Annotated in this window: 12 protein-coding genes and 1 tRNA gene; 10 read left to right on the plus strand and 3 right to left on the minus strand. The window is 46.1% G+C overall.

What is annotated here, in order from left to right:
- Positions 1 to 76 precede the first annotated feature (76 nt).
- Positions 77 to 457 (minus strand): SpoIIAA family protein, encoded by a 381-nt coding sequence (locus tag GCU85_RS05880; RefSeq protein ID WP_152810256.1) that lies wholly within the window; start codon positions 455 to 457, stop codon positions 77 to 79.
- 220 nt (positions 458 to 677) lie between these two features.
- On the opposite strand from GCU85_RS05880, the gene GCU85_RS05885 reads away from it, so the two are divergent.
- Entirely contained in the window at positions 678 to 986 is a 309-nt protein-coding gene (locus GCU85_RS05885) for a hypothetical protein (RefSeq protein WP_152810257.1), read from the plus strand.
- Between the two features lie 263 nt (positions 987 to 1249).
- Here the strand turns inward: GCU85_RS05885 and aceF are convergent, their stop codons facing one another.
- Positions 1250 to 2950: a dihydrolipoyllysine-residue acetyltransferase gene (aceF, locus tag GCU85_RS05890; RefSeq protein WP_152810258.1), complete on the minus strand. Its 1701-nt coding sequence runs from the start codon at positions 2948 to 2950 to the stop codon at positions 1250 to 1252.
- Positions 2951 to 2962: 12 nt separating this feature from the next.
- Positions 2963 to 5626 carry a pyruvate dehydrogenase (acetyl-transferring), homodimeric type gene (gene aceE / locus GCU85_RS05895; protein WP_152810259.1) on the minus strand — a complete coding sequence of 888 codons (2664 nt, stop codon included), beginning with the start codon at positions 5624 to 5626 and terminating at the stop codon, positions 2963 to 2965.
- A gap of 575 nt (positions 5627 to 6201) precedes the next feature.
- Here aceE and csrA point away from each other — a divergent pair.
- The 9 genes from csrA to GCU85_RS05940 all read left to right on the plus strand — a co-directional run bounded on the left by csrA (position 6202) and on the right by GCU85_RS05940 (position 15005).
- Positions 6202 to 6435 (plus strand): carbon storage regulator CsrA, encoded by a 234-nt coding sequence (csrA, locus tag GCU85_RS05900; RefSeq protein ID WP_152810260.1) that lies wholly within the window; start codon positions 6202 to 6204, stop codon positions 6433 to 6435.
- A gap of 402 nt (positions 6436 to 6837) precedes the next feature.
- Positions 6838 to 6930: transfer RNA gene (locus GCU85_RS05905), tRNA-Ser, on the plus strand.
- Between the two features lie 322 nt (positions 6931 to 7252).
- Entirely contained in the window at positions 7253 to 8734 is a 1482-nt protein-coding gene (locus tag GCU85_RS05910) for a SulP family inorganic anion transporter (RefSeq protein ID WP_152810261.1), read from the plus strand.
- Between the two features lie 15 nt (positions 8735 to 8749).
- Positions 8750 to 9625, plus strand: coding sequence for a universal stress protein (locus GCU85_RS05915; RefSeq protein WP_152810262.1), 876 nt, complete (start codon positions 8750 to 8752; stop codon positions 9623 to 9625).
- Between the two features lie 416 nt (positions 9626 to 10041).
- The gene (mraZ, locus tag GCU85_RS05920) at positions 10042 to 10476 is read left to right on the plus strand and encodes a division/cell wall cluster transcriptional repressor MraZ (RefSeq protein WP_152810263.1); all 435 of its coding nucleotides are present in this window, start codon (positions 10042 to 10044) and stop codon (positions 10474 to 10476) included.
- 11 nt (positions 10477 to 10487) lie between these two features.
- Positions 10488 to 11405 (plus strand): 16S rRNA (cytosine(1402)-N(4))-methyltransferase RsmH, encoded by a 918-nt coding sequence (rsmH, locus tag GCU85_RS05925; protein ID WP_152810264.1) that lies wholly within the window; start codon positions 10488 to 10490, stop codon positions 11403 to 11405.
- On the plus strand, positions 11402 to 11668 hold the full coding sequence (gene ftsL / locus GCU85_RS05930; RefSeq protein ID WP_152810265.1) for a cell division protein FtsL: 267 nt from the start codon (positions 11402 to 11404) through the stop codon (positions 11666 to 11668). The genes rsmH and ftsL overlap by 4 nt, the downstream gene beginning before the upstream one ends.
- Positions 11669 to 11685: 17 nt before the next feature.
- Positions 11686 to 13416: a peptidoglycan D,D-transpeptidase FtsI family protein gene (locus GCU85_RS05935; RefSeq protein WP_152810266.1), complete on the plus strand. Its 1731-nt coding sequence runs from the start codon at positions 11686 to 11688 to the stop codon at positions 13414 to 13416.
- Complete coding sequence (locus GCU85_RS05940; protein ID WP_152810267.1) at positions 13416 to 15005, plus strand: UDP-N-acetylmuramoyl-L-alanyl-D-glutamate--2,6-diaminopimelate ligase; 1590 nt, start codon at positions 13416 to 13418, stop codon at positions 15003 to 15005. Before GCU85_RS05935 ends, GCU85_RS05940 begins: the two co-directional genes overlap by 1 nt.

The following is a 15005-nucleotide window of genomic DNA, read 5'->3' on the forward strand; positions in this document are numbered from 1 at the left end:
TATTCGGTATTCGGTATTTTGGCGAAATTATGAGCACCAAAAATAATCTGTATTTATCCCGTTGTGTTTTATTTTATTAAGCTAGCAGCCACTTAATCGCCGCTGTTTTGTTGGTAAAAAACTTTGTTTCGCCAGAAATAAACCAGCTAAACATTTTAGTGCATACTGCTTGCCAGTCTTTATGGCCAACCAGCGCGATTTTTTCAAACTCATTGCTATGCCTAAGGCCTAGGCGAAAGTCATCCCAAGCGGCATGTAAATCCCAGCCACGCAGCGCCGTCGCATCAATGAGTGTTTTAACTTTTGGTTCTTTGGCTTCGGCTAACGCGGCTTCAAACATTGGTGTGATGGCTTCGTAATCTGAATGTGTTAATTTGCCAACCGCTTTTATATGAACATAAAACGTATTGTTGGTACGCTCTATGCCAATCGATAAGCCGTGCGTATTTGTTGTCATGATGATACTCTCATTTGTGCCAGTTTTATCTCTATCATACTAAAAAAATGACGTTAAAAGTACTGTGTGAACAAACTAACTAGGGCTCAAGGGTTTTTTGTTTTTCTTTAACTTTTTATTTGGATTGATTTTTTCTATTTTCCGACAAGCAATAGAAAAATTGGTTATTTTGACTTAGAATAGGTCGCTCGTTGTGTAAATAAAAAAATAGGGGGAAGCTATGGAACAGATTGAAGTTAAAAAAGTAAGTGCTGGGACTGTGTTTAAATTGTTCGTGATCGGTTTAACGGTGGGCTTTCTCCCTGTATTCCTTTTATTCGGTGTATTAGGGATGTTGGGCTTGGGGACATTAACTTGGAACGATCAGCCTGTCACTGGGATTAAAGCAATATTCGTTGCGCCGTTTATAGCCGTACTGATGTCATTGATATTTACAGCACTGCTAGGTAGTATTTGCGCATTGGGTTTATGGGTATTTTCTTTTTTCAGACCATTGAAAATTGAGTTTGTTTTGAATGAAAAAATTTAGAGAAATTTAAAAAAAATTCCTGACAATCAGGATAGTCTGACCGTTTTTTGCGCGCGTTTAGTGCGCAAAAAGCAAATAATCACCCCAGAAAAGTACTGGGCATCAAACCGCTCTGAGACATTACTAGGCGCATAGCAAGGTGTATAATTAGGCGTATAATCAGTCATTATTGTGGCTGGCGCCTTATCAGCGATGCTTGTCTGCCGTCTGAAAAAGACCTGAAAAAATAACTATTTAATAACAAGCACCTAAAATAAAATCAGCTATAGTAGCAAGCGTCTAACATCAGCCAGTGTGGCGGCAATATGCTGTGTAAATCGTGCGCCGTCTGCACCGTCTATGACGCGGTGATCATACGATAGAGACAGTGGCAGGATATTACGCGGTACAAAGGCTTTGCCATCCCAAACGGGTTGCATCTTGGACCGAGAAACGCCCAAAATGGCGACTTCGGGAGCATTGACGATGGGTGTAAAGCTGGTGCCGCCGATGCCACCTAAGCTAGAAATACTCATGCAACCGCCTTGCAAATCGGTAGGTGTTAGTTTGCCATCACGGGCTTTTTCACTGAGTGTCATGAGTTCGCGCGATAAGTCATAAATATTTTTTTGGTCCACGTTACGGATAACAGGCACGACCAGCCCATTAGGTGTGTCTACGGCGATACCAATGTGATAGTATTTTTTGATAATCAATGAATCACCGTCACCAGCTAGTGACGAATTGAAATTGGGGTAGGCTTGCATGGCGGCAACTAACGCCTTCATCAAAAAAGATAACATGGTGACGCGAACGCCTTGTTTTTCGGCTTCTGTTTTGAGTGATTTTCGAAAGTTTTCTAATTCGGTAATATCGGCTTCGTCATTTTGTGTCACGTGCGGGATATTTAACCAGCAACGCGTTAAATGCTGGCTTGAGATTTTATTGATACGTGATAGTGGTTGCGTTTCAATCGTGCCGAATTTGCTGAAGTCTTGCGTAGGAATTGGCGGAATGCCTGTCCCCGTTGTGCTGGTTTGTGTTTTGCTGCTTAGTTCCGATTTGATAAAGGCTTTGACATCGTCATGGGTGATGCGTGATTTTCGGCCTGTGCCTTTGATTTGCCCTAAATCAGCGCCCACTTCGCGCGCAAATTTACGTACTGATGGTGAGGCATGGGCTTGTCTGAAGGCAGTGTTATCGATGGGCGCCGCGTGATTGTCGTGTTTGGCTGTGCTTGCTGGTTCGTGCGCTGATTCGTGCACTGATTCGTGCGTTGATTTATTCTCTGGCTTATCCGCAGCTTTATCTGCTACGTTATCCGCTGCTTCAGACTGTGGTGCGCCGTTGCCATTATTATTGGCAGCCACCACCAATTGACCAATGACATCGCCAGTTGATAGTTTGTCGCCAACACTGGCAGTTAGTGAGACAATTTTGCCAGTATTCGGGGCAGGCATATCCATTGCGGCTTTGTCAGACTCTAGGGTTAGTAAGCTTGCTTCTGCGTCAACTTCATCGCCTGGTTTAACGAATATTTCGATGACAGGGACGGCATCATCACCAATGTCTGGTACAACTAAGTCAATCACGGTTTCGTCTGATTCAGCCTTAGTGTCTGGCTTAGTATCTGCCTTAGTATCCGTGGATTTGTTTTTTTCGGGTTTGTTTTTTGATGAGTCAGCCGCAGACTCAACCTCAGATTCAGCCGCAGACTCAGATTCAGATTCAGATTCAGCCGCAGATTCAGATTCAGAAACGGTTAGGGTGCCAATGACATCTCCCGTTTTGACTTCATCGCCTGCCTTTATTGTCAGCGAAGCAATCGTGCCCGCGGAAGGGGCAGGGACTTCCATGGCGGCTTTGTCGGATTCGATAACAATTAACGGCGCATCTTTGTCAACGTGGTCACCGACTTGCACGAGAATCTCAATTGCGGGTAAGCTTTCATCACCAATGTCTGGAATTTTAATTTCAGTAGCCATTTGAATTCTCCCTTATTGTGTGACAGGGTTAGGTTTGTCGGGGTTGATGTCGTATTTTTTAAACGCGGCTTTGACCGTTTTTAAATCCACCTCTCCCATGTCGTGTAGTGCGCAGAGGGTCGATACAACAATGTGTTTGGCGTTGACTTCGAAATGCTCGCGCAATTTTTTTCGTGTGTCAGAGCGTCCGTAGCCGTCTGTGCCTAGCGCAACAAATTTATTGGGCACATAAGGTCGTAGTGAGTCGGCATACAGCTTGATGTAGTCTGTCGCGCAAACGACAGGCCCAGTTTGTTTGTCTAGGCACTGTGTAATAAATGGCAAGCGCGGTTTTTTGTCAGGATGCAATAGACTCCAGCGCTCACAGTCTTCGCCGTTTTTTCTCAGCTGGTTAATACCTGGCGTCGACCAAATATTACAAGCGACTTGATATTCGGACTCGAGAATTTCAGCGGCCGCGATAACCTCACGTAAAATCGCACCGCATCCCATGAGCTGCGCTTTGATTTTATGGCGACCTGCTTTTTTGAACAAATACATACCGTTGACAATGCCGTCTCTTACCTTAGGGTCGTCTGGCATGGCAGGGTGTGTGTAATTTTCGTTCATCGTTGTAATGTAATAGAAAACAGATTCGTTTTCTTGGTACATACGTCGCATGCCGTCTTGAATGATGACGGCCAGTTCATAGGCAAAGGTTGGGTCATACGCGATACAATTTGGAATGGTGTGTGCGTTAATGTGGGAGTGTCCGTCTTGGTGTTGGAGTCCTTCGCCAGCCAAGGTGGTTCGCCCAGCCGTGCCACCAATCATAAAGCCTTTGGCTTGCATATCGCCTGCTGCCCAAGCCAAATCACCAATCCGTTGGAATCCAAACATCGAATAATAAATGTAGAATGGAATCATTTGGATATTATGATGGCTATAGGCCGTTGAGGCGGCAATCCAGTCAGACATCGCGCCTGCTTCGTTGATGCCTTCTTCGAGGATTTGGCCATTTTTTTCCTCTTTGTACCACATCAGCTGATCGGCGTCTTCTGGTTCGTATAATTGTCCAGAGGGTGAGTATATTCCCATTTGTCTAAACATGCCTTCCATACCAAAAGTCCGTGCTTCGTCAGGGACGATGGGTACAATGCGCTTGCCAATCACTTTATCACGCGCCAAGGTGCTCAAAATCCTAACCAACGCCATGGTCGTTGACATTTCCCGATCTCCCGAGGACTCTAAGAGTGCTTTGAACGTCTCTAGCTCAGGGGTTTGCAGTGGTTCGATTTGCCAACGTCGTGCAGGGATTGAGCCACCTAATGCGGCACGTAGGCCTTTGAGGTATTGGATTTCTTCGCTGTCTTCGGGTGGACGGTAAAACGGTGCATCATCGATTTCTTCGTCAGAAATAGGGATATCGAACCGATCGCGAAATTGGATGAGGGCATCGCGCCCCATTTTCTTTTGTGAGTGTGTGGTGTTTTGTCCTTCACCCGCTTCGCCCATGCCGTAACCTTTGACCGTTTTGGCGAGGATGACGGTGGGTTGGCCTGTGGTGTTGACTGCCGCGTCGTAAGCCGTATAGACTTTTTGCACATCATGGCCACCGCGTTTCATCGCCCAAATTTCATCGTCACTTAGGTGGGCAACACGAGCTTTGAGGTCAGGGTGTTTGCCCCAAAACTTGTCGCGAGTGTAGGCGCCACTTTTGGCTTTAAAGGCTTGATATTCACCATCAACGCATTCCTCCATGACTTTTCGTAGCAACCCATCTTTGTCATTCTCTAAAAACTCATCCCATACTGAGCCCCAGAGGACTTTAATGACGTTCCAGCCATTGCCACGAAAATTGGCTTCTAGCTCTTGGATGATTTTACCGTTGCCTCTGACTGGGCCATCGAGCCGCTGAAGATTACAGTTAATAACAAAAATCAAGTTATCTAATTTTTCGCGTGCAGCGAGTGAGATAGCGCCAAGCGATTCAGGCTCGTCAGTTTCTCCGTCACCGATAAAGCACCAGACTTTGCGGTCTTCCTCGGGGATTAGCCCTCGATGCTGGAGGTATTTCATGAAACGGGCTTGGTAAATCGCCATAATCGGCCCCAGCCCCATAGAGACAGTGGGGAATTGCCAAAAATCTTTCATCAGCCAAGGGTGAGGGTAAGACGATAAGCCATCGCCATCGCATTCTTGGCGGAATCGATGCAGGTCTTCTTTGTTTAAGCGGCCTTCTAGGTAGGCGCGGGCATAGATGCCTGGTGAGCTGTGGCCTTGGAAAAAAATTAAATCGCCGCCGTGGTGATCAGACGGTGCCCGCCAAAAATGGTTTAGTCCCATTTGATACAAGGTTGCTGATGAGGCAAAGCTTGCGATATGTCCACCAAGCTCAGGTGATATGCGGTTGGCCTTGACGACCATTGCCATTGCGTTCCAGCGCACTAAGGCAACGATTTTTTTCTCAAGTTGCTGATTGCCAGGCAGTGGCTTGTCGAGGGCTCTTGGGATCGTGTTGACATAGGGCGTGTTAGCGCTAAATGGCATTTTACCAGTGAATTTGGCGATTCGTGTCTGTAGTGCCTCAATAATGAATTCCGCTCGGCTATGTCCGTCGGCATTGGCAACGGCATCTAGCGCGTCAAGCCATTCTTGGGTTTCTTGCGGGTCAATATCATTGTAGCTTTGGTTCATTGCTCCACCTGTGCTGTGAGAATAAAAATCATCGCGTATAATACCATAAACCGATACAAAGCAGTGTGAATTTAATTCTCGCACAAAGCAAATTGAGTGCCAAATTGGATGCCAAGCTGGGGAGTCACTGATTCCGATGGGTCTTGAGTAAATGCAGACCCTAAATAAGGCGCTAGATAAGACGCTAACCATTGGCGTCAATGTATGGCGGTGTCAGTTTTTTCGCTATCCTGCTTTTAGTTGGGCGGGGGTTGAGAGTGTGGCTGGAAGTGAGTTGAGAGTGGGCTGGGAATGGGCCGGGAATGGGCTTGACTGCGTGATTTGGCGGCGTGATTTGGCTACGGGTACTGCCTTGATGCGCTTGCTATTGTTATTATTCACAGGTTGCGTTGCAGGTTGCGTTACATTGATTTTTTATGAAACATGTGAAACTTTTCTGACAAAACTTGTTTTTAATAGCTAAATTAGTTATACTTATATCTAGGAAATTGTCTTATTGACTGTCAGCATATGACTATTAAAAAGAAAGATTTCTTAATTTTTAAACTGATAAATTTATACATAAGGAAATTGCTATGTTAATACTTACTCGTCGTGTTGGTGAAACCATTGTTATTAATAAAGATATTCGCGTTACTGTGCTAGCAGCTAAGGGCAATCAATTACGATTAGGTATTGATGCGCCGCCTGAGGTTGAAGTGCACCGAGAAGAAATTTTTAACCGGATTCATGGGATTGAAGTTGCGCAAGAAGCAGCGCCAGAAGAGACGCAGCGAAGCGTTGAAGAAGAGGAAAACTTTAATCGCTAGATTGTTGACGCCTAGTTGTTAGTTGTTAACACGTTAATCGTCGACGTATCATTCATCAAAGTATCGTTCAGCTTGACTGTCATGACGTCTGGTATTGTGCCTGTCGCTGTGGCTTAGTCGTTTTGGCGGGTCGTTTTGCGGGTCGTCCGTGTTGTCGGATTTGTTGATTTGTTGATTTGTCGTAATAAATAATTTACAGCGCTCGATAATCGTGTTAATCTTTTGGCGTTTTAAGTTACCTTGTCGAAGTTACTTAGTCACGTAGGCTGGCTTTCTTTTGAGTGGCTTGCCGCTAGCGCAATGGGTAATTGCCGAGGTATAGATTGCCAAGGTGCAGATTGTCAGGGTTGCTGATGCTAACGTTTGGCAATATTAAAAAGTAACATTAAAACAAAAAATATTGGAGAGTTGGCCGAGCGGCTGAAGGCGCTCCCCTGCTAAGGGAGTATACGGTTTATAGCCGTATCGAGGGTTCGAATCCCTCACTCTCCGCCATCTTGCGCTGTCCATCTGTCAGGTTCTTATTAGCGCGTTGTGCGCGTTGTGCTGTGCGATCTGTATTGTGCGATTTGTGTTCTGTGCTTCCGTTGATTGGTTAGATTTTCTTAAAAGCAGATAATTGTATATCGATTGTCTGCTTTTTTTATTGATTGTTAGGTGTGCCAGTATGTTCGGCTAGGGATGTTGAGGCGCGCTAATCTATAGGCTAATGTATGGGCTAATCTGCAGGCTAACCTATAGTAGAAATTAGGGTGCAATACGCCAACAAAGACAGGCAGAAAAAACGAAAAAATAATTACATTTTAATAGGTGATAAATGAATTGGAGTCAACTCAAGACCGAATGGTTTTCTAATATCCGTGGTGATTTATTGGCAGGTATGGTTGTCGCGTTAGCACTAATTCCTGAGGCGATTGCGTTTTCTATCATTGCAGGGGTTGATCCTAAAGTAGGGCTATACGCTTCGTTTTGTATTGCTGTGGTTATTGCTGTTATCGGTGGTCGGCCTGGGATGATTTCTGCCGCAACAGGTGCGATGGCGCTAGTAATGGTGACGTTGGTCAAAACGCACGGGTTAGAGTATTTATTGGCGGCGACCGTGCTGACGGGTGTTATCCAAATTCTTGCTGGTGTATTGCGCCTAGGTTCGCTGCTGCGATTTGTCTCGCGCTCGGTTGTGACCGGATTTGTTAATGCCTTGGCGATTTTGATTTTTTTGGCACAGCTGCCTGAGTTTAGTGGTGCGGGCTGGCAGATGTATGCAATGGTTGCGGCAGGTCTTGGTATCATTTATGGGCTGCCGTATTTTACTAAGGCAATTCCTTCACCGTTGGTCGCGATTGTTGTGTTGACTATTTTTGCGATGGTCGTTGGATTGGATTTGCGTGCTGTCGGTGATATGGGTGAGTTACCCGATACGATGCCGATGTTTTTAATCCCCGATATTCCGCTGAACCTAGAGACATTATTAATTGTATTGCCTTATTCTATTACCTTGGCGGCTGTTGGGCTGTTGGAGTCATTGATGACTGCAGTCATTGTCGATGATCTAACCGATACGCCCAGTCAAAAAAATCGTGAATGCGCAGGCCAAGGCGTGGCAAACATTGTATCAGGGTTTTTTGGCGGTATGGCGGGTTGTGCGATGATTGGGCAGTCTGTGATTAATGTTAAATCAGGTGGTCGAGGGCGGCTGTCAACTTTTTTTGCGGGCGCGTTTTTGTTGTTCTTGATTTTGGTGTTGGCGGATTGGGTGAAGCAAATTCCCATGGCGGCGCTAGTCGCGGTGATGATTATGGTATCTATTGGCACGTTTAACTGGGCGTCAATTAAAAACATGCGAACGCACCCCAAATCATCAAGTTTGGTCATGGTGACTACTGTCGTTGTTGTCGTTGCAACGCATAATCTGGCGTTGGGTGTTTTTGTGGGTGTGCTGATGAGTGCCTTGTTTTTTGCGAAAAAAGTCTCGCATTTGTTGTTTGTTGAATCTGAAATGGCGGACGCGTCCAGCCATCGAATTTATCGGGTTTATGGTCAGGTGTTTTTTGCCAGTGCTGACAATTTTGCGGCGCAATTTGATTTTAAAGAAGTCATTGAAAAAGTGACGATTGATATGACAGCGGCGCATTTTTGGGATTTGAGCGGTGTTGGGGCGTTGGATAAAGTGGTGATAAAATTTCGCCGAGAAGGGACAGAGGTCGAAATCTTGGGGATGAATGAAGCGAGTGCAACGTTGGTTGATAAGCTGGGTGTTCATGACAAACCCGATGCCGTCGACTTGCTGTCGCCGCACTGATAGAGGGGTGGTAAAATGACGAAAATATTGGGCTGTATTGATGGGTCGCTTTATGCGGATGGTGTTTGTACGTTAATCAGCTGGGCGCAGGCGCGTTTGCAGCTGCCTGTGACATTATTGCATGTGGTGACGCCTTCCTCGGTCGGGGGTAATCCGATTGATATGACGGGGCAAATTGGACTGGGTGCGAAATCTGATTTGCTACAAGCGCTAGCCGAAATCGATGCGGCGCACGGTAAGCTGGCGTTGAAAAAAGGGCAGCTAATGCTGTCTCATGCGCAAGCATTGCTTGCAGCAAACGGCATTGCCCAGCCTGAGATATTGCATTGGCGAGGTCGGCTGGTTGATACAATTGCTACGTTGGAGTCTGAGCTGGATTTGATTATTATGGGTAAGCGTGGCGAACAGCATCAGACGGATTCTGCCCATTTAGGGGCTAACTTGGAGCGTGTGGCAAGGACAATCCATAAGCCTTTGCTACTGGCAACCCAGCAGCCAAAGCCGATTGAGAGAATTTTGATTGCTTATGATGGTAGTGCGTCGGCACAAAAAACCTTGGATTACGTGGCAAGTAGTGCATTGTTTAAAGGCTTGGAAGTTCATCTACTAAACGTTGGTAACGATTCAGCTGAGGCGACAGCGAGCCTGGCCGTCGCTGAGGAAAAATTAACCGCACAAGGATTGAGCGTGATTGCGAGTTTGCAAAGTGGTGAGGCGGTTGCCACGGTGGCCACGGTGGCCACGGTGGTTAGGGATTACCTAGATACTCATGCGATTGATTTGCTTGCTATTGGTGCGTACGGGCATTCAAAAATCAGGCGCTTAATTTTGGGTAGCACCACAACGGCGTTAATTCAGCAATCTCAGGTGCCAGTGCTGCTATGCCGCTAGGCTGATGGTTGAATTTTAGCCAGCATATTGTTAAATATGAAATAATTCACACAGTTTATTGACGGTGATGTGTAACGGGGCTTGTCCCCGTTTTTTTGTGCGTGCTGTTTTTTTATCCCACTTTAATCCACTTATTTAAATTTTTGCATTATTTTGCCTATATTTTGGCAATCTATGTTAATATTTTGTCTGTTTTAAATTCTACTTGTTGTGAATTTTCTTATTTAAAAACGTTGACTTTGTTAAAAATAAGTCATATAGTTTGCACTAGTGGGATAAAGTGGAATAAATTGCATCGATTGGTTTATTTATTGACTGCTTTAAAAAAACAAATAGTCATTGGTTAGCTATTGATTAGCGCGGGTGACTTGGTTTGACGACTTGATTGGGTTAAAAGCCTAAGGATAAAAAACAACATGTTTCGAGGTCTGCACAATGTAACGATGGATAGCAAAGGTAGGATTGCCGTGCCTGCTAAGCATCGTGACGTGTTGTCGAAGCTGATTGTGGTGCCTAATCCGATGCCAGGTGAGTCTTGTTTATTGGTTTATCCGATTCATGAGTGGGAGCAGGTGGAGGCAGATATTGTTTCGCGTCCTAATTCTGGGTCGGTCAGACAATTAAAGCGCCTATTTTTAGGTCAAGCCGTTGAGTATGTGTTGGATGGGCATGGACGCGTTTTGTTGACGCCGAGTCTGCGTGAATTTGCAGGGCTAGATAAAAAACTAGTGATGGTTGGTCAGGGTAATAAGTTTGAATTATGGGATGAGTCGGCGTGGACGGCGCTTCGCGATGGTGAAGTTGACGATGGCGCGGCTTTTGTAGAAGAATTAGAAAGTTTGTCGTTTTAGGCGGTACTTCGATGAGCGAGCATGTTTCGGTTTTGTTAGATGCATCGTTGACCGCATTGGCTATTCAACCAGATGGCGTTTACTTGGACGCAACATTTGGGCGAGGCGGTCATAGCCAAGGTATTTTGTCGCAATTGGGTCAAGAAGGAAAGCTTTACGCCGTCGATCGAGACCCTGCTGCCATTAAAACGGCGACAAAAATTACCGATACGCGATTTTGTTTTGCGAGTGGTAATTTTTCAGAGTTTATGACGCTATTTCCTGGGTTAGGTAAAAATAGCTTGGATGGCGTCTTGTTAGATTTGGGGGTTTCTTCGCCGCAGTTGGACGAAGCATCGCGAGGATTTAGTTTTACGCGTGATGGTGAGCTAGATATGCGAATGAACCCCGAAACCGGAATCACTGCCAAGGAGTTTGTGAATAACGCCACTTATGGCGATTTAGCGAATGTCATCGCTTGCATGGGGGAAGAGCGCTTTGCCAAACAAATAGCAAAAAAAATAATTAAAGCGCGCACCTCGAGTTTGATAGCTACAACAACACAACTGGCAGAGATCGTGAAATCAGCAATACCTGTTCGATTTCACACACCGGGTCGCCATCCGGCGACCCGCACTTTTCAAGCGATTCGCATTTATGTGAATCGAGAGTTAGAGGAGCTTGAGGCGGTTTTGCATCAAGCTTATCTGGCTTTAAAAAAGGGTGGGCGATTAGTCGTTATTGCATTCCACTCGCTAGAAGATAAAGCGGTAAAGCAGTTTGTTAAAAGTTTGGCAGGCAATGAGTTGCCACCAGAAATACCGGTCTTTAGTTCGGCCGAATTTAACAAGGTGCGTCTGATTGGTCGGCCCGTTCGACCGAGTGAGGCAGAGATTGCGCAAAATCCGCGCGCACGTAGTTCAATTATGAGGGTAATAGAAAAATTATGAGAATATTATTGATGTTGGGTGGGTTGGTATTTACCTTGGCGGTTGGTGCGGTTCAAGTCGCTGAATCTGGCTACCAAGCAAAACGGTTGATGAGCCAAATTCAATCGGTTAAGTCTGAGCGAGACCAGATGCGCCTACAATGGAGCCAGCTGGTGCTAGAAGAATCGACGCTAACCGATGAAGCGATTATTTATCAAGTGGCTGAAAAGCGATTGGGCATGGCATTGCCAACGGCTCAGCAAGTCGTTTATCGCGTTGAATAATCTCCTTTGAGATAAGTATGAAGCGGTTTGTCTCCCCTTATGGCGCAACAACAAGGCGAAATGTTGTCTTGTTGTTGCTGCTTTTTTTTGCGTTGGGGGTTTTGACGCGGGTCGTTTATTTGCAAGTTTATCATGCCGACTTTTTAGTCGGGCAAGGTAATAGCCGATTTGTTCGTGTAAAAAAAGAGCCCGCATTGCGCGGTGAGATTGTCGATAGAAACCAAGTCCCATTAGCGGTCAGTACGCCAGTCAGTAGTATCTGGGTAAATCCCAAAGAAATCATCGAAACACCCGAGGTGATTAGTGAATTGGCGGATTTAATTGGCTATCCTGTTGCTAAATTAACAGAAAGAATTCAAGCGAAAACAGAGAGTACGTTTATTTTTGTGCGGCGTGGTATGGAGCCATCCGTTGCAAAGCATGTCGTGGATAAACGTTTGCCAGGGGTGTATGAGTTGCGTGAGTATCGACGCTTTTATCCTGCGGCAGAGGTGACTTCACAAATTATAGGCTTTAACAATATTGATGATGAAGGGCAAGAAGGCATCGAGCTGTCATACAATGATTGGTTAGCGGGTTTGGCGGGGTCTTCGGAGATTGTCCGTGATCGCTCTGGCAGAGTCGTTGATATATTGCAAGAAATCAAGCCGCCTGTGCAAGGGCAGCCGCTTGAACTAACTATCGATAAACGGATTCAATATTTGACGTATCTGGCGTTGTTAGAAGCAGCGCAGGAAAATAATGCCACTGCGGCGACCGCTGTTGTATTGGATGCCAAAACATCAGAAATTTTAGCCATGGTTTCAGTGCCTTCAGGAAATCCCAATAATGCCCAAGAGCGTAAACCTGCGCTAGTCAAAAATCGTGCGATTACCGACACCTTTGAACCAGGCTCTGTCTTGAAGCCTTTTGTAGTGGCCAGTGCCATGGACAGTGGGTTAATTACAGCAAACACAGCAATAGACACAAAGCCTGGGTTTATGAAAGTAGGCAGCCATGTGGTTCGCGATGTGCGTAATTATGGTGAGTTAGATGTGGCTCGTGTGATTAAAAAATCAAGCAATGTTGGTACATGCAAGATTGCGTTGCGTCTACCACGGGAAAAGTTACATGCGATGTATGCCGCCGTGGGTTTTGGTCAATCGAGTCAGATTGATTTCCCGGGCGAGCAAAAAGGCATGCTACGTGATTTTTCCAGAATGGGGGATTTTGAGTATTGCACAAATTCGTACGGTTACGGGATATCGACCAACGCACTTCAGCTAGCGCAAGCGTATGCTGTTCTTGCCAACGATGGACAATATATTCCTGCAACATTGGTCAAACAAAACACGTTGCCCGAGGCAAAGCGGATAATTAGTCATCAGAGCGCAGAAGCCGTGAGAGATATGTTGGCGCTCGCGGTTGGAGACGGGGGAACAGGAACACGCGCGACCAAAGGCGATTATATGCAAGATTACTCGGTTGCAGGAAAAACAGGAACCGTGCATAAAGTGATTGACGGGCAATACGCAAAAGATCGTTATCGATCGGTATTTGCTGGATTTGCGCCCGCTAAAGACCCAAGTATTGTGATGGTCGTGATGGTCGATGATCCGCAGGGTGATGCTTATTATGGTGGCGCAGTTGCGGGGCCAGTATTTGCCAAAGTCGTCGGCATGACGCTGCGTATTTTAGGGGTCGCGTCTGATCAAGCGCCATCCGTCAATGGTGCGAAGTCAATTCAGATTAATAAAAAGGACGAGTAATGTACTTATCTGAATTACTTGATGGATTGACAAGATTAATACCGACGGATGTGACGGTATCTGCGATAACTAATGATTCGCGAAAAATAACACCACAGACCGTTTTTTTTGCACAGGCTGGGCTACGTTCGCATGGCTTAGACTACCTTAGGGATGAATGTCTTAAGGGCAAAAGTCAACCAGCGGCGGTGGTCTATGAACCGCCCTATGACCTTTCACGATTTGCTTGTGCGGATAACTGGATTGCTATTCCTAGTTTGAGCCAGCATATGAGTGAAATCGGTCGTCGATTTTATCAGCCAATATTCGATATTGCCCCGATTGGGGTTACAGGAACGAATGGCAAAACCAGTGTGACACAATATATCGCACAATTGGCTGATTTTTCAGTGATTGGCACGATGGGTTACGGGCGACTGAATGGTGGCGCGTCTGATGCGCTGACAGCGTTGTCGCATACGACGCCTGATGCGTTGGCGGTGCAGGCAATTTTAGCAGAACTCAGTCAACAGTCCAGTGGTGTTGCGATGGAAGTATCATCGCATGCACTGGCCTTGCACCGCGTGTCGGCTGTTGATTTTGGTGTTGCTGTGTTTACGAATTTAACGCAAGACCATTTAGATTTTCATGGTGATATGGCGCAGTATTTTCTAGAAAAGGCCAAATTATTCATGCTGCCGACCGTGCATACGGCAATCATTAATGTCGATGGGATGCATGATAACCATGGTGGCGAGAGTGACGCGAGTGACGCCAGTGATGCGAGTGATGTGGGTAACTATGGTGCTCGGTTAGCTGCGCAGGTGCAAGCGGCGGGCAAATGTGTTTGGGTTTATGGTGAATCGGATGCCGTGTTGGATTACGATAACGCTGTCAGATTAACGGATATTCAATTATCTGCAAATGGCATTTCGGTCAAATTGCAGCGTAAAACCAACGGTAAGCAATGGACAGAAAATCTAACCGCGCCTGTTTGGGGACGGTTTAATGCACATAATCTGGTGGCAGCGATGTTGGCGCTTCAAGCCAGTGGGTTTGCGTGGGCAGCGTTGCTAAATAAAACGGCATCAATTCGTGGTGTTACAGGTCGCATTGACCCAATTCACTTGCCGAATGGTGGCGTTGCTGTGATTGATTACGCGCATACACCGGATGCGTTAATTCGCACGTTGCAGAGTCTGCGCGAGCAAGTGTCGGGTAAAATTATTGCGGTGTTTGGTTGTGGCGGCGATCGTGATAAAGGCAAGCGGCCGTTGATGGCGGCTGCGGTTGAAGCGCATGCGGACGCAGGCATTATCACTGACGATAACCCAAGGACAGAATCGTCAGCTGATATTATTGCCGATATTTGGCAAGGCGTGGAAAATGAAGCCAAGTTCACCGTGGTTGCTTCACGCAAAACAGCAATTTGTGCTGGATTGGCGCAGTTGCAGGCAGGGGATGTGTTGTTGATTGCGGGTAAAGGGCACGAAACGTATCAAATAATAGGCGATCAAACATTTGATTTTAGCGACTATGCCGTTGTTGCTGAGTGGCTTGTAACGTCGCAAGAAACGCGCAAAAAATGCGCAAAAAACGCGGAGAGGTGA

It is taken from the genome of Ostreibacterium oceani (assembly GCF_009362845.1).
Lineage (GTDB): Bacteria > Pseudomonadota > Gammaproteobacteria > Cardiobacteriales > Ostreibacteriaceae > Ostreibacterium > Ostreibacterium oceani.